Origin of the sequence: Endozoicomonas sp. G2_1, from assembly GCF_017744155.1 — a bacterium.
In the GTDB taxonomy this organism is placed as follows: domain Bacteria; phylum Pseudomonadota; class Gammaproteobacteria; order Enterobacterales; family Alteromonadaceae; genus JAGHQT01.
In genome coordinates, this window is the sequence record NZ_JAGHQT010000007.1 from 1 (window position 1) to 16,814 (window position 16,814).

Below are 16,814 nucleotides of genomic sequence, written 5' to 3' on the forward strand. Positions count from 1 at the left end.
CGAAGAAATCATCAGGCGTTATGTACGGCATCAAGACAAGATGGAGAAACAAGAAGAGAAACGTCAATTACATTTACTAGGATAACCCAGCCCCCTTGTTTAGGGGGCTTACGCAAAGCCACCTTCTATAGAAGGTGGGTTCTTTACTGCTGGCTGTTCAGCGCAATTTATTGAAATAGTCGTTTACCTTATCTAACGGGTTGTTATATAAAGGTAAACAATGATTTTAAATGGAGCTTTTAAGTGCTCGGCCACTATCCAAATACCATTGAACCTGTCTGTTACCAATTGGCGAATTTATCACTGCATGGTTTAGCCTCAGGCGATAGTAGCAAACCACCACTGTTGTGCCTTCACGGCTGGTTAGACAATGCTGCCAGTTTTATTCCCATGTTGCCTCATTTATTAGATAGACAAGTGATTGCCATTGATTGGCCCGGTCATGGTTATTCAAGCTATCGCAATGATCACTATCACTTTATCGATTGGTTATACGACTTATTACAATTGTTTGAGTTAAACAAGTGGCAGCAAATCGATATTGTCGGCCACTCGATGGGGGGCATGATTGCAACGGCCTTCGCTTCATCATTTCCTGAACGAGTAAAGTCATTGACCTTAATTGATGCTTTTGGCTTTATCACTGAACAACCTAGCAATACTACTGAGCAGTTGCGAAAGGGCTTATTGCAGCGTTTGAAAAGCCGTGATGCCAACAAAAAGTTTCACCCTGACTTAGCGTCAGCAGTTAAGGCAAGATTAGCCGTTTCTGATTTAACCGAAGACAATGCCCGTTTGATTGTTGAGCGGGGTTTGGTTCGAGCTGAGCAAGGATTTGTTTGGCGAGCAGATCCCCGCTTGAGATTAGCGTCGCCTTATCGATTTAGTACAGAGCAAGCCGAACAACTGATGAAAGACTTGGCGATACCGGTACAATTAATACAGGCATCTGACGGCTTAGAGTTGGTCGGGCGCGGCGTTGACTATTACGGTAAGTTTGTCAGCCAATTGGTTCATCATAACATCGACGGTGGTCACCATGTTCACATGGAACAGCCCGAACAGGTTGCCCAGTTAATATTGGCTTTTATTTCAGCAAAATAGTCGACATTCACGACAAAGTACTAGGATTTTTCGAAGAAATGTGGAATTATGGCTGCAAAATTCGAACGAGTGTTTGATTTTTATTCGTTCAATGAATAAACGCTTTTGCTTGATAGGGGGGCTAGTCCAATAGCCGCGAGCAAAGCGATAGCAATAACTATAATAATGCAAAGAAGAAATTAACGAGGAGAGCTTCTGTGGAAAAGATTTGGTTGGAAAAAAGTTATCCACCAGGGGTGCCATCTGAAATTGATGCCGACAAATATGCTTCTATTGTCGACCTATTTAATAAATACGCCGGTATTTACGCTGACCGCACTGCCTTCATTAATATGGGAGCAGAAATTACCTACCGAGAATTAGAGCAACAAGCGACAGCCTTTGCAGCTTATTTACAAAACGATTTGGGCTTAGTGAAAGGCGATAAGTTAGCGATTATGGTGCCAAATACTTTGCAGTATCCTATTGCTCTATTTGGTGCTTTGCTTGCCGGTTTAACCGTTGTTAACGTTAATCCACTATATACTGCTAGAGAACTAGAGCATCAATTACAAGACTCTGGTACTAAAGCCATTCTTATTATTGAAAACTTTGCTCATACGCTTGAGCAAGTGATCGATAAAACACCTGTTGAACACGTTATTTTAACCTCTCTCGGCGATCGATTAGGCACAGTTAAAGGCGCTTTAATCAATTTTGCTGTTAAGTATGTTAAAAAAATGGTGCCGAGCTTTAGCTTGACCAATACAGTTAGGTTTAATCAGGCATTAGCTAAAGGTGCTCAAAGCAGTTTCACTCCTGTTGAAATTGTTGGCGAAGATTTGGCGTTTTTACAGTACACCGGTGGTACCACAGGTGTTTCTAAAGGCGCTATGCTGACCCACCGCAATATGGTTGCTAACCTGCAGCAAGCGAAAGCTATGGTAAACAATCTGTTGAAGGAAGGCGAAGAACTCGTGGTGACAGCATTGCCGCTTTACCATATCTTTGCTTTAACAGCGAATTGCTTAATGTTTGTGACTTTGGGCGGTACTAACTTACTGATCACTAACCCTAGAGATATGAAAGGGTTTGTTAAAGAATTGGCCAAGTATCCATTTACTGCGTTAACCGGGGTTAATACATTATTTAATGGTTTACTGAATACGCCTGAGTTCAGCAATCTTAACTTTGGTCATTTGAAACTATCGCTAGGCGGCGGTATGGCTGTTCAGCAAGCGGTTGCTGAGCGCTGGGAAAAAGTGACTAAAACGCGTTTGTTAGAAGGTTATGGTTTAACAGAATGTGCACCTATGGTGACGTTGAGCCCATATAACCAAAAAGGCTTTAGCGGCACTATTGGTGTGCCTGCGCCATCTACTGATGTTCGCATCATTAAAGAAGATGGCACCAAAGCTGAAATTGGCGAAGCTGGCGAGATGCAAGTTAAAGGGCCACAAGTGATGCGCGGTTATTATCAGCGCGAAGAAGCAACCAGTGAAATCTTGAAAGACGGCTGGTTAGCAACAGGTGATATTGCTTGTATGGAAGAAGACGGTCAGTTTCGCATTGTTGATCGCAAGAAAGATATGATTATTGTCTCTGGTTTTAACGTGTTCCCTAATGAAATTGAAGACGTTATTGCCATGCACGACGGTGTTGTTGAAGTAGCTGCGGTTGGTGTGCCACACGAAGTCAGTGGCGAAGTGGTTAAAGTGTTTGTCGTTAAGAAAGACCAAAACCTACAAGAGATCGATATTGTTAAGCACTGTAAACAGCATTTAACTAACTATAAAGTACCTAAGTTAGTTGAGTTTAGAGACGATTTACCAAAAACGAATGTCGGTAAGATTTTGCGACGAGAGTTGAGATAACTGACTTTCTAAGTAACAGATAAAAAATGTGGCGATTAGCCACATTTTTTTTGCCTACGATTTAGGGTATGCGCTGATTGGTATTATTGAGCGTTTATACGCTGACCATTAACATCGACACTGTCATCCGCCATCAAGTAAACATAAGCGGGCATGATATCTTCTGCACTTGGCAAACGAGCTTTGTCCTCGGCAGGGTATGCTTTGTTGCGCATTGGCGTGTTGGTGCCACCAGGATTAATGACATTGGTTCTGACATTGCTGTTTTCATATTCGTCAGCAATGACTTGCATCATACCTTCAGTGGCAAACTTAGAGACACTGTACGCTCCCCAGTATGCACGGCCTTTGTTGCCAACGCCTGAACTGGTGAATACTAGCGAACTGTTTTTGGCTTTCAACAATGCCGGCATTAATGCTTGCGATAGCAAAAACTGAGCGTTAACGTTGACTTGCATCACGTCATTCCAGATTTGCTCATGAATATGCTCAAACGGCGTTAGTTCGCCCAAAATAGAAGCGTTTAACAGCGCGCCATCAAGCTGAGCAAATTGACTTTCAATGGTGGCTGCTAAGTCGCGATAGTTTTGCTTGGTCGCACCTTTTAGATCTAGTGGCACTATTGCGGCTTCTGGTGAACCTTGCGCTTGAATTTGGTCGTAAACCGCCTCTAATTTTTCCACGGTTTTACCCAATAAAATAACCGTAGCACCAAGTGAGGCATAGGTCAGGGCGGCTTGCTTGCCAATACCATCGCCGGCCCCGGTCACTAAAATTGTTTTGTTCGCTAGACAGTTATCGCTTATTTGATAATCAAACATAAAATTTACACCAGATAAAAAGAATTGAGCGATTTTACTCACATCCATCTATGGTGACGAGCAAAATATTCACTATTGATAATAATTATCGCAAAAACAACGTTCTTTGGGAAAAATGACTGGCTTATTGGCAAATCTTGAGTTAAGTTAAACTGGTCTAACTTGTTGTTTGTTGTGGGCATGGAGCGCACAATAAGTCTTGAATACGACAAGTTAATAATAAGAAATATACATTGATCCATGGGGAAAATACGATGAAAAAGCTAGTGCTTAGTCTTGCTGTTGCATCAGCGCTTGGATTGAGTGGCTGTGATAGTGAGTCACTTCAAGATATCGAACAAAATGTTGCAAACGGCGGCGGTAACCCGGTTCCACCTATTGCGCGGGTTGCTTTTGACCCAGCTAACGGCGTGGTATCGGTACCAAATGACGTATTATTTTCAGGTACCACAGACGGTACGTTAAATATTCCTGTCGCTGATCCGACAAACGTTGCTGATCCGCAAGTTGCTTTGAATGCGCTGGATGGTTGGTCAACGATTAATCCATTCGTTTTAAATATTAATTTCCCTGCTGGTGTTGCGTTAGATCCAAATAGCGTTAATGGTGCCTCAGTTCGTATTTTTGAAACTGAATTAGGTGGGCCAACAGCATCGAGTGAGTGCGCATCTGTACCTACAGCAGCGGCTTGTCGAGTATTGAGTGAGCTGACTTTTGGTAGAGATTTCGTTGCTCAAGCAACGCCAGCGGGTGTTGCGGTAGTGCCATTACAACCATTAAAAGGCAAAACCTCTTATATTGTTACTTTAACTAACAGCCTACTTGACGACAATGGCAACCCCATTCAAGCGTCAGTAACTTATGATTTGTTAAAATTAGACTTGGCAACAACGCCACTTGCAACAGCTGCTCAACGTGGCTTACAAGGTCTGGTTAATAGTTTTGAAACTGCTGTGTCTTCTCAAGGTATTGACGCCGGAAACATTATTTATACTGCGTCGGTTACTACGCAATCAACGGTTGATGTCTTAGCGAGTGTTAAAGCATTACTTGCCAATAACTTGGCAACTCAGACACCACCAGTTATTGGTGCTCAAGATACTGGCTTGTCAGTTGCACAAGCGCTAACCGCGCAAGGCGTTACTCTGCCGCCTGCACAAGCAGCATTATTCTCTGCCGCTAACTTGTTACAAGGCCGTATTACTCTGCCGTATTACTTAGGTGTACCTTCTGCGCTTAACCCATTAGCACCTGTTAACGAGTCGTGGAAGGCACTTTGTGATTCATTGGTTATTACCTCTGGTGCAGCGGCACAAAACCCTGCAGTTATTCCAGCGAATCCAGTTGATTTAGTTGATGGTCAGTGTATTGCCATCTCACAAGCCAACAACTTACCAGCTCCTGGTTTGCGTAATTTAGGCTTAGACACTGAACGTAACTTAACCAAGTTTAACCCAGTACCGGCGCCTCAAGGTCCAAGTAATTTACCGACGCTAACCGGCGATGACGCTAATCCTGGTATTCTTGATGTTCAAATCACGACACCAGATTTACCGGTTGTTAACGGTGTTCGCGCAAGCTTAGGCCTACCGGCGTTAACCGCTCCAGCTGATGGTTGGCCGATTGCTATTTTGCAACACGGTATCACTTCACGAAAAGAAGACATGTTAGCTGTTACTGGACTCTTAGCGATTAACGGTATTGCAACCGCAGCGATTGATCATCCATTACACGGTAGTCGTGGTTTCAACCTCGATGGCCAACCAGGTGATGAGTTGAACGCTTCAACCGTTTCTGCGACTCATTACATGAACTTAGCAAGCTTAGTGACGACGCGTGATAACTTACGTCAAAGTACTGCTGATATGTTAGGTTTGCGTTTAGGTGTTAACTTTATGGTTGACGCTCAAGGCCAGCCGTTAGGCATCAATGGCCGTAAAGTGTTTTTCTTAGGTCATTCACTAGGTGCAATTACTGGTATTAACTTTACCAGCTTAGCTAATACACCGTTAAATGATGCAGTTGACCCATTCTTTAAAGTTGATGCAGCCTCATTTGCGATGCCAGGTGTTGGCGTTGCTAACTTATTGTTAGAGTCAGGTTCTTTCAGCGGCCTGATCAAGGCGAGCTTAACCTTAGCGCAATCTGCTGAGTTCCAAGCACTAGTCGCTCAACTATATCCAAACGGTGATCAAACTGAAGCTCAATTAGTTGCCGCTTTTGAAACCTTTACTGCTAATCTCAGTGCAGCACAGTTGGCTGAATTAAACGCAACCTTTGCTCAGTTTACTTTTGCCGCGCAAACGGTCACTGATGCGGGCGACCCAGGTAACTACGCAGCTGGTATCGTTGCCACTCAAACGCCAACTCATTTAATTGAAGTTGTTGGTAATGGTAGCGACAACCTATCTGACCAAGTTATTCCTAACGTGGTTTCTACATCACCACTTGCCGGTACTGAAGCGGCAATTCGCTTACTTGGTCTGCCAAGTGTGACTGAAACGGTGCAAGCGACAGGTGAGCAAACGTCCGTTTCTGGCGCAGTTCGCTTTATCAATGGCCATCACGGTTCAATCTTGACGCCAGCGGTTCGCCCTGAAGCGCAAGATGCTGTTGCTAACGCAAGAGCGACCCAAGAAATGCAAACACAAGTTGCAGGTTTCTTTGCCTCAATGGCAACCTTGATTCCGGTCACTGACTCATCAGTTATTCGCCAGTAAGTAAACACTGGACATAAGCTGAAATTAAGCCCTCGAAAGAGGGCTTAATTGTTTCTAATGGTGTAGAATCGAATTTTTACTCGTAACGTTTACCCGTAATCAAGTTATAGGAGACTTGTCTTGGAATTTTTATATGAATATGGCTTGTTTTTCGCTAAAGCATTGACCTTAGTTGTTGCCATTGTTGTGATTATTGTCGCTGCAACAGCGTCAGCAATGAAACAAAAAGGTCGAAAAGGTGAACTCGAAATAACCGATCTTTCCGAGCAATTTGAAGAAACAGAGCAAGATGTTATTCATCACTTATTGACCAAAGAGCAGCTCAAGGAAAAAGAAAAAGCTGATAAAAAGTTGGCTAAAGAAAAAGCGAAAGCTGAGAAAAATCAAACTGAAGAAGATGCTAAGCCACGCTTATTTGTTTTAGATTTTAACGGCAGTATTGACGCAAAAGAAGTGAGCTCGCTGCGTGAAGAAATTAGCGCGTTATTAACCGTTGCAACAGATAAAGATGAAGTGTTTGTCAGACTCGAAAGTGGCGGCGGCATGGTTCATGGCTACGGTTTGGCCTCGTCACAACTCGATCGCATTCGCCAGCACAATATTCCACTAACGGTTTCTGTTGATAAAGTCGCTGCTAGCGGTGGCTATATGATGGCGTGTGTTGCCAACAAGATCATTTCGGCACCATTTGCCATTGTTGGCTCTATTGGCGTATTGGCGCAAATCCCTAACTTTAATAAAGTGTTAAAAAAGCACGATATTGAATTTGAGCAGTTAACTGCCGGTGAATTTAAGCGCACCTTGACCATGTTTGGTGAAAACACTGAAGCGGGTCGTGAAAAGTTTGTTGAAGAGCTTGAAGAAACTCACGAGCTGTTTAAAACATTTGTCAGCGAACACAGACCGAGTTTAGACATTGCTAAAGTGGCTACTGGTGAGCACTGGTTTGGTCTAAAGGCGAAAGAACTAGGGTTAGTTGATACCATTCAGACTAGTGATGATTATTTGATGATTGCCAGTAAAACGCATCAAGTTGTTTCACTTAAATACGCAACTAAAAAAGGTTTGGCTGAAAAGTTAGGAAAAGCCGCTAGTCTTTCAGTTGAGAATGTTATTAGTAAGCTTTGGCAAAATAATCGTATTTTTCCAAGCTAAATTGAGAGCGATAGATAATAAAACGCCCAGCATTGCTGGGCGTTTTTATTTTCTTGACAGCTAAACCACCTACTTTAGTAGGTGGTCATTGTTAAAAAGGCTATGCCTGAAATATCTACTCATGTTACATCTCCGTTTGATTTTTAGCGAAGTCAAATAGGAGACTAACATGAGTAGATATGAGCAAGCATCGCACGTATTTTGGCGGTGTCAATATCATATAGTTTGGACACCGAAGTATCGGTTTAGAATATTGAAGAATAATATTGGTAAGGATGTTTACCGATTTATTCATATTTATTGCGATAAGCTTGGTGTAAAAGTGATGGAGTTAAATGTACAAATAGACCATGTACATATAGTCGTTAAAGTCCCACCGAAGTTATCAATTTCTCAATTGATGGGATGTTTAAAGGGAAGGTTAGCCTTAAAGCTATTCAATAAATATCCGCACTTACGTAAGAATAAAGCATGGGGTGGTCGTTTTTGGCAACGAGGCTATTTCGTTGACTCTGTAGGTATTAACGAAGAAATCATCAGGCGTTATGTACGGCATCAAGACAAGATGGAGAAACAAGAAGAGAAACGTCAATTACATTTACTAGGATAACCCAGCCCCCTTGTTTAGGGGGCTTACGCAAAGCCACCTTCTTTAGAAGGTGGATTCTTTACTTTTTATGAATTAATCTTTCAAGTGATGAAAGTCGATTTCTTCGATATCACTACCAGCTTTTAAATCATCGTAGGTCGATTGGTCAAACTGACCTTCTGATTGACCAACAACAATACTGACCATAGCATCGCCCGTGACATTGACTGCTGTTCTGGTCATATCGACCAGACGATCAACACCCAGTATTAAGCCAATCCCCTCAACTGGCAAGCCAACTTGGTTGAGCACCATGGCCAGCATGATTAAGCCAACACCCGGGACGCCCGCAGTACCGATAGACGCAAGGGTTGCGGTTAATATCACCATAATAAAATCGGTCAGTGATAAATCGATGTTAAATACTTGTGCGATAAAAACTGTGGCAACGCCCTGTAAAATTGCAGTACCGTCCATATTAATTGTGGCACCAAGTGGGATCGTAAACGAGGCGATTGAGTTGTTAACGCCCATTTTTTTGGTTGTCGTCTCTAAGTTAACTGGAATGGTCGCACTTGAACTCGATACTGAAAAACCAAAAATTGCGGTGTTTCTAATCTTATGTAAGAAGATTTTTGGACTTAGGCCAGTGAACAGTTTGAGTAAAACAGGGTAAACCAGCAAACCATGGATAAGTAGTACGCCAATGACGACAACGAAGTACTTAATCAAGTTGCCAAAAGTCGCTAATGAAATATCGGTAAATAAACCCGCTAATAAACAAAATACACCATATGGCGCTAAGTTCATTAAAATAGTGACCAAGCGCATAATAACTTCGTTTAAGTCTTGAAAAATAACCGTTAGACGCTCGCCAGCTTTACCTGCTAGTGCCATTGCGATGCCAAACAGTAAGGCAAAAACAATGACTTGTAACATTTTGCCTTCTGCGAAAGCGGCAAATGGGTTACTTGGAAACATATCGATAAACACTTGTGCTAGGCTTGGCGCCTCGCGACTGGTGAACGTGGTATCAGCAACCATGTTGACGCCAGCGCCAGGCGATGTCAGCAGGGCAATAGCTATCGCCATAGAAACCGCAATAACCGTGGTCAGCAAATATAAACCAACGGCTTTACCGCCAATTCGCCCAAGTTTTGCTGTGTCTTTCAGTGAACAAACGCCACACACGAGCGAGACAAATACCAGAGGTACGACCAACATGCGCAAACTGGCGACAAATATTTGGCCAACAGCTTCAAAAACGCCGTCGACGAGAAATCCTCGCAAAGAGAAGTCGAATAAATAAAGTGGGATAACAAAGTCACTGCCATCAGGCATCAAGTTTTGTAATAGGGCACCAGTGATAATACCGGCAATCATAGCGATAACGATACGCTGAGTCAGGTTTTTAGAACCGTTAGAAGCATTACTCGTAGTCATAAATTATTTTTCTTTTTGTTGTTTGTTTTTATTTTGCACAGAGCCGTGCAAGATTTGCTGGCTAATCTATCATGAAATGTAAGCTCGATGCAGGTTTTTCATATTATCTAGTGACGTTTTAATATTTTTATGTAAGATTAACTATGAATTATAACAATAACCCATCAGGGAGCGCCTTTTATGGAGTTAGTTAAGCGTTTAAGTTGTTTCATCATGTTGTTTGCCCTTATTAGTTGTGGTGGCGGTGGCGACCTAACGGGTAACTCAAATAACAACAATAATGGTAATAACAATGGCAATAATGGAGGTGCTGCCCCCATTCAAATCGTCTTGTCAGCATCTGGAGACAGAGTTAGTGCACAATCTCCTGTGACTATTACCGCTACTGTTACTCAAGATGGTAGTGCGGTTGCCAACCGAGCCGTTTCTTTTACTTTAAGTGCAACCAATCTCGTTATCATTGATCCTGAATCGAACTCCGCAGTAACCAATGCTCAAGGTGTTGCAACGGTTACATTAAGAGCAGGAACAGTGGCTGGTGGAGTAGAAATTACTGCAAATATCGGCGATGCAAGTTCAACACCTTTAGGAGTTACAAGCGCTGGTGATGGGGGCGTTACTGCCTTACAAGTTAATTTAAGCATATCTAGTCAGCTTATCAATGCGCAGAGTCCGGCGACAATTACTGCTACGGTTGCTAGAGGTAACACACCAATTGCCAACGAGTTAGTAACATTTACGCTGAGCAATAGTGAATTAGCTAATTTTAGCCCTGAATCAGGGACTTCAATGACGAATGCTGAAGGTCAGGCTACTATTCAATTGAACGCTGGTGGAACGGCTGGTGCTGGCCAAGTAACTGCGCAAGTTGGTGACATCAGCTCACGACCAGTTACATTTACCAGTGCAGGTGATGGTAACAGTAGTAACGGCCCACAAGTAGATGACTTACGTATATTTGCCTCAAGTCAACAGCTAGCGTCTAGTGATTCTCAAGCAATTACTCTGACAGCAGTGGCTAAAGATAATAACAACAACTTAGTGAGCGGTGCTGAAATTACTTTTAGCTCAACAACGGGGTCAATAGAAGTTACCCGTTCGACAACCGAAGCCAATGGCCAAGCAACGGCGGTGTTAACCACGCCAGCTGAACCAGCTAATAGGGTGATTACTGTTACTGCTGTAAATTCTACTAACTCGGACTCAGTCGATATTGATGTTGTTGGTACGAGTATAGTGTTGACTGGCTCTTCATCTCTTGCGATTGGCGACAACACTGGTTATATCGTTCGCTTGCTAGACTCTGACGGAACCGGTATAGCTAACACTGCAGTAAACCTCTCTACTACAGATCAATCGACAACAGATCCAGCTGGAGCGGTAGCGTCGATCACACTTCCTGATTCTGTTACTACAGATGCTACGGGGCAAGCAACGTTCACTGCTGTCGGCGCATCAGGAGGCACAAATACAATTACGGCAACTGCTCTTGGCGCGACAATTGCGCAGAATGTTGCAATACAAGCCGATTCTTTTGTTTTCACAAGCTTTAACAATGGTGATGGTACTGTGGTTAACCCTTCAGCGACACCGGCACCGACGATTCCTGAAGTTTTGTTATCTGATTCTGCAACGTTAAGATTGGCGTGGACTAGAAACAATACTGCGGTAACTAACGCGAATGTCAGAGTAACAACGACTCGTGGTACCGCGAATAGTACTAACTTAACGACCAACGCCAACGGTGAAGTTGAAGTGCAGCTCAGCTCAACACAAGCTGGTAGAGCATTAGTTACTCTTGCTGGTACTGATAATGCTATTTCTTTGTCAAACCAGTTAGAATTCGAGTTTGTCGCTGAAACCGTAGATACTATCGAAGCGCAAGCGTCTCCTAACTCTATTGGTCCTAATCAGCAAACATCGACTATTTCCGTAGTTGTGCGCGACGCTAGTGGTAACTTAGTCAAAAACAAAACCATCGATTTTAGCTTGACTGATACTAGCGGTGGTACCATTTTCCCCGCCAGTGCTGTGACAGATAGCAATGGTGCTGCATCGACTGTATACACATCAAATAGCGTGTCAGCGCAAAATGGCGTTATCATTACTGCAACCGTTAACGAAGATCCAAGTAGAAGCGCTACTGTTAATTTGACAGTCGCTGAACGTGAATTGTTTATTGCTCTTGGTACTGGTAACAGTTTGATGCAATTAGATCCAACAACATATCGCAAACAGTATTCGGTTTTTGTTACGGACGCTGATTCAAATCCAGTGGATAACCAAGTCGTCACTATTTCCGCAATTCCTGAGCGTTACTACAAAGGTCAATGGGTTAAAGTATTTGATGATGGTGAGTTTGTTAACTGGGCGGCGAACTACAGTACTCCTGCTGGCTGTGACAACGAAGATCAAAATACTGATGGTATCTTAGATGTCGGTGAAGACACTAATGGTGATGGTCGATTAACACCAGGCAATGTAGTAGCGGCTACAGCTGATGTAACCACTGATAGCAACGGTAGAGCTGTGATTAATATTGACTATGCAGAAAGCTTTGCACAATGGGTTGATATTAGGCTTGTGGCATCAGCGCAAGTACAAGGTACAGAGAACCAACAGCAAACAATTTTCACATTACCAGTGTTGGCTGCTGACGTTGCTAACGAAGATCAGGAGCCGCCAACAGCGGCAATAGGTCTTAGTGGCCCATTTGGTATAGCATCACTTTGTAATAATCCTAACTAGGATTACGCACAAATCATAAAAAAACCACTTACAGCTTGTAAGTGGTTTTTTTATTGTCTGGCATTTATTTAGCAATTTGGTTAATTAAGTATTGCGATAGCTCCGCAGCAACGTTAAACGTGCTCTCAACGCTTTCTTGACCGCGGCCTGTGCTGTCGGTAAACGGCGCGAGCTCCATCATGTCAGCGCCAGTGATTGAGTAGCGTTGGCCAAGCTCTGTCAATATCTTCATCGCTTCGTCAGGGAATAAACCATCAGGCTCTGGTGTACCGGTAGCAGAGGCAAACTCAGCGTCAATGGCATCAATATCAAAGCTCACGTAAAGCTCGTCAATCTCTTGGTCAGCTAATTGAGCAAGTATTTGTTCAATGATTGTATCCACACCTTGTTCGCGCACTTCGTGTGCCCAGTGTTGTTTAACGCCAAAGGTTTCTTGCCAATGTGACTTGGGTTTACCACTTGAGCGAATACCAACTTGAATAAGGTGGCTAGGGCAGTGTAAGTCTTCGAGAATATGCGTACACCAAGAACCAAAACACAAGTCAATACCAAGGCGCTCAACCAGCAAGTCAGTATGAGCATCAAAGTGAATAATCGCGGCGCGAATACCTTGTGCTTTTTTCGCTTGTAAATAGGCTTTAGTTAACGGGTAGCTAATTGAGTGGTCGCCACCAATAGCAAAAATGCCTTTTTGTGGAAATGCGCGATAGAAATCGTGCAGAACATCCTCAGTAATCGACAGAGGACTTACAGGGTAAGGACTATTGTTGTCTTGGTAAAGTGCTTTTTTGCAGTTTGCCAACGTTGCATCATTGAGGTATTTGTCGTGCAATAAATGAGGAATAACCCGCACGTCACCAAGATCAAATGCGTTTATCTCTGAATATTTATTCAGCATTGTTGAACGCAAAAATAATGGTCCCCAGTTAGCACCGCGAAGGATGCCACCACCACAATCTGACGAAATACCCAAAATAACGGCTTTGTTGTCACTGTTGAGTTGTTCTAGCGATTGTTGCCACAACTGATCAATATTATCCGTTTGCTGATACAGGGCTTTGTGTAGGGCTTGTTTGCGCTCTTTTGCCGTATTTACGGTAAACACTCCATTGCCTGGCGGACATAAGCAAGCTTCTAATTTTTCTTTAAAATCAATTGGTAATTGTGTCATTTTAATACTCGTATTACTGTTGTTTACAAGTTTTCGACGTTGAATTATGTAAACTTATTATTGTTGTTTTTTTGACAATAGAGATTGAAATATGCCAACTTTTTATTGAGAAACTAGGAATTTTATTCACTTGGCTCTTAAACTTTTTGGCAAACTCTATTATGATGGCGCCGAAAATTTGACATCATTATAGGCAAAAGTCATAAATTGGCTATGATAAAAAATAATTACTTGTCAGCTTGTTGAATTACAGATATATCTAATAGCAATATAAATATTGTTTTTGTAAAAAGTTATGCATTCACTATAAAGGCAGGGAAATACTCCGATTATCAAGCCGATTCCAACAAGCGTGATGCTTGATGAGTGTTAACTCATAGTATTAAGTAGGAAATTACACATATATGGCAAAATCACTGGTTATTGTCGAGTCACCAGCAAAAGCTAAAACTATCAACAAGTACTTAGGTAACAAGTTTGTTGTAAAATCTAGTGTAGGTCACGTTCGCGATCTGCCTACCAGTAGTACCGGTAAAAAAGCGTCAACCAAAACGGCAGCTGAAGTTCGCAAAATGAGTCCTGAGGCCAAAGCCAAGTATAAAGCCAAACGCGATAAACAAGCCTTAGTGAATCGCATGGGGATAGACCCTGAGAAAAATTGGCAAGCGGATTATCAAATCCTGCCGGGCAAAGAAAAAGTTGTTAACGAATTAAAGAAACTTGCTACCAACGCAGACACTATTTATCTCGCAACCGATTTGGATCGCGAGGGAGAGGCGATAGCGTGGCATTTAAAAGAAATTATCGGTGGCAGCGACGACAAGTTTAAACGCGTTGTTTTTAACGAAATAACAAAAAACGCGATTGAAAATGCGTTTTCTGAGCCTGGTGAACTCAATATGGACGGCGTAAATGCTCAACAAGCGCGTCGTTTCCTCGATCGCGTGGTTGGCTTTATGGTCAGTCCATTACTGTGGAAGAAAGTCGCTAGAGGCTTGTCCGCGGGCCGAGTGCAGTCAGTTGCGGTTCGCTTAGTGGTTGAGCGCGAGCGCGAAATCAAAGCCTTTGTTCCTGAAGAGTTTTGGGAAGTTAATGCCGATACCTTAAGTAGCGCTGAGCAAGCACTAAACTTACAAGTGACTCACCAAGGCGGTAAGGCGTTTAAGCCTGTTAATGAAGCGCAAACTAAGCAAGCTTTGTCTGTGCTGGAAAGCGCTCAATACCAAGTAGCAAATCGCGAAGACAGACCATCTAAGAGCTCTCCTTCGGCGCCGTTTATTACATCGACCTTACAACAAGCGGCAAGCACGCGCTTGGGCTTTGGCGTAAAACGCACCATGGGGCTTGCACAAAAGCTTTATGAAGCGGGCCATATCACTTATATGCGCACTGACTCAACCAACTTGAGCCAAGATGCTGTTGCCATGTGTCGCGACTATATTAACGATAACTTTGGCAGTGACTATTTACCTGAAAAAGCCAAAGTGTATGGCAGCAAAGAAGGCGCTCAAGAGGCTCACGAAGCTATTCGTCCGTCTAATGTCAAACTAGAAGCGGCTCTGCTCGACGGTATGGATGCAGATTGTCGTAAGCTATACGATTTGATTTGGCGCCAGTTTGTTGCCTGTCAAATGACAGCAGCCCGTTATGACGTTAGTACATTAACGGTTAGTGTTGACGACTTCACTTTGAAGGCTAAAGGCCGAGTAATGAAATTTGACGGTTGGACAAGAGTTCACAGTCAAGTTAGTAAAGGCGACAAAGATACTCACCTACCTGATTTGGCAATTGGTGAGCAACTGAGCTTAGTTAAACTCAACCCTAGCCAACACTTTACCAAGCCGCCTGCACGTTATGGTGAAGCATCACTGGTAAAAGAGCTAGAAAAACGCTCTATTGGTCGTCCGTCGACTTACGCTTCAATCATTTCAACGATTCAAGATCGCGGCTATGTTCGCTTAGATAAAAAGCGCTTTTACGCAGAGAAAATGGGTGAAATCGTTACCGATAGCTTATCAACGAGTTTCAAAACGTTAATGAGCTATGACTTTACTGCGAACATGGAACTTGAGCTGGATAAAATCGCTGAAGGTGATGTTCAGTGGAAAGCGGTGTTAGATGAGTTTTACAGTAATTTTACTGACAAGTTGGCAAAAGCTGATCAAGACCAAGCTGACGGTGGTATGCCGAGTAATGAGATGGTTTTAACCGATATCGATTGTCCGACCTGTAGCCGTAAAATGGGCATTAGAACCGCTTCAACAGGGGTGTTCTTAGGATGCTCTGGTTATGCTTTACCGCCAAAAGAGCGCTGTACGCAAACCATGAACTTAACAGCCGGTGAAGAAGCCGTTAGTGTACTTGCCGAAGATCAAGAAACCGAAGCATTGCGCGCGATGCGCCGCTGTGGCAAGTGTGGCACAGCGATGGACAGTTACCTGATCGACGAAACGCGTAAACTTCACGTTTGTGGTAATAACCCAAGCTGTGATGGTTACGAAGTGGAGCAGGGTACCTTTAAAATTAAAGGTTACGATGGTCCATTACTCGAGTGTGATCGCTGTCAGTCTGAAATGCAGTTGAAAAACGGCCGCTTTGGTAAATACTTTGACTGTACTAACGATGAATGTAAAAACACCCGTAAGTTACTGAAAAATGGTGAGCCTGCGCCACCGAAAGAAGACCCAGTCTTTTTACCTGAGTTGCCTTGTGAAAAATCAGATGCTCACTTTGTCTTGCGCGACGGTGCTGCTGGTATTTTCTTGGCGGCGAGTACTTTCCCGCGCTCTCGAGAAACACGAGCGCCGAAAGTTGCTGAATTACAGCGTTTCCGCGATCGTATCTCGTCTAAGTTTTACTATTTAGCCGATGCGCCAGCACAAGACCCTGATGGCAACGAGTCAATTGTTCGCTTTAGTCGAAAGTCAAAAGAGCAATATGTGATGACGGAAGTCGAAGGTAAAGCAACAGGCTGGACAGCCCGCTATGTAGATGGCAAATGGGTTGAAGAACAAACCAAGAAAAAGGCAACTAAAGCGACTAAAGCCAAGACAGCGAAAGCTTAACTGCGCCTAACGACAGACTGAATAGGTAGTTCACTTATTCAGTCTGTTTTTATTTATATCTCCTTCAAGCTTTTTATTTATACCCAAGCTACTTCAAGATGCTTATTCAGTTGGAATTAAAAGTAATTTAGGCAAGGCATTGATT

General features: G+C 43.1%; 10 protein-coding genes. 7 read left to right on the forward strand and 3 right to left on the reverse strand.

Annotated elements, in window-relative coordinates; all coding sequences use genetic code 11:
- The first annotated feature begins 243 nt into the window (after window positions 1-243).
- Together J7384_RS10030 and fadD are read left to right on the forward strand one after the other, a co-directional pair.
- Entirely contained in the window at window positions 244-1,104 is an 861-nt protein-coding gene (locus J7384_RS10030) for an alpha/beta hydrolase (protein ID WP_209113607.1), read from the forward strand.
- Window positions 1,105-1,301: 197 nt separating this feature from the next.
- On the forward strand, window positions 1,302-2,957 hold the full coding sequence (gene fadD, locus J7384_RS10035; protein WP_209113609.1) for a long-chain-fatty-acid--CoA ligase FadD: 1,656 nt from the start codon (window positions 1,302-1,304) through the stop codon (window positions 2,955-2,957).
- 83 nt (window positions 2,958-3,040) lie between these two features.
- Here the strand turns inward: fadD and J7384_RS10040 are convergent, their stop codons facing one another.
- Window positions 3,041-3,778, reverse strand: a complete 738-nt coding sequence (locus J7384_RS10040) for a YciK family oxidoreductase (RefSeq protein ID WP_209113611.1) — start codon at window positions 3,776-3,778, stop codon at window positions 3,041-3,043.
- A gap of 254 nt (window positions 3,779-4,032) precedes the next feature.
- Here J7384_RS10040 and J7384_RS10045 point away from each other — a divergent pair, with 254 nt between their 5' ends.
- The 3 genes from J7384_RS10045 (at window position 4,033) to tnpA (ending at window position 8,263) form a co-directional block, all read left to right on the forward strand.
- Window positions 4,033-6,498: a VolA/Pla-1 family phospholipase gene (locus J7384_RS10045; RefSeq protein ID WP_209113613.1), complete on the forward strand. Its 2,466-nt coding sequence runs from the start codon at window positions 4,033-4,035 to the stop codon at window positions 6,496-6,498.
- Between the two features lie 120 nt (window positions 6,499-6,618).
- A complete protein-coding gene (gene sohB / locus J7384_RS10050; RefSeq protein WP_209113615.1) occupies window positions 6,619-7,653 on the forward strand; it encodes a protease SohB in 1,035 nt (344 codons plus the stop codon).
- Between the two features lie 169 nt (window positions 7,654-7,822).
- Complete coding sequence (tnpA, locus tag J7384_RS10055; RefSeq protein ID WP_209113617.1) at window positions 7,823-8,263, forward strand: IS200/IS605 family transposase; 441 nt, start codon at window positions 7,823-7,825, stop codon at window positions 8,261-8,263.
- A 72-nt stretch (window positions 8,264-8,335) separates the two neighbouring features.
- Here the strand turns inward: tnpA and J7384_RS10060 are convergent, their stop codons facing one another.
- A complete protein-coding gene (locus tag J7384_RS10060) occupies window positions 8,336-9,685 on the reverse strand; it encodes a dicarboxylate/amino acid:cation symporter (protein WP_209113619.1) in 1,350 nt (449 codons plus the stop codon).
- Between the two features lie 180 nt (window positions 9,686-9,865).
- Between J7384_RS10060 and J7384_RS10065 the strand changes: the two genes are divergently transcribed.
- Window positions 9,866-12,433: an Ig-like domain-containing protein gene (locus J7384_RS10065; RefSeq protein ID WP_209113621.1), complete on the forward strand. Its 2,568-nt coding sequence runs from the start codon at window positions 9,866-9,868 to the stop codon at window positions 12,431-12,433.
- Between the two features lie 64 nt (window positions 12,434-12,497).
- Here the strand turns inward: J7384_RS10065 and J7384_RS10070 are convergent, their stop codons facing one another.
- Complete coding sequence (locus J7384_RS10070) at window positions 12,498-13,604, reverse strand: arginase family protein (protein ID WP_209113623.1); 1,107 nt, start codon at window positions 13,602-13,604, stop codon at window positions 12,498-12,500.
- A gap of 404 nt (window positions 13,605-14,008) precedes the next feature.
- Here J7384_RS10070 and topA point away from each other — a divergent pair, with 404 nt between their 5' ends.
- Entirely contained in the window at window positions 14,009-16,669 is a 2,661-nt protein-coding gene (topA, locus tag J7384_RS10075; RefSeq protein ID WP_209113625.1) for a type I DNA topoisomerase, read from the forward strand.
- The last annotated feature ends 145 nt before the right edge of the window (window positions 16,670-16,814 follow it).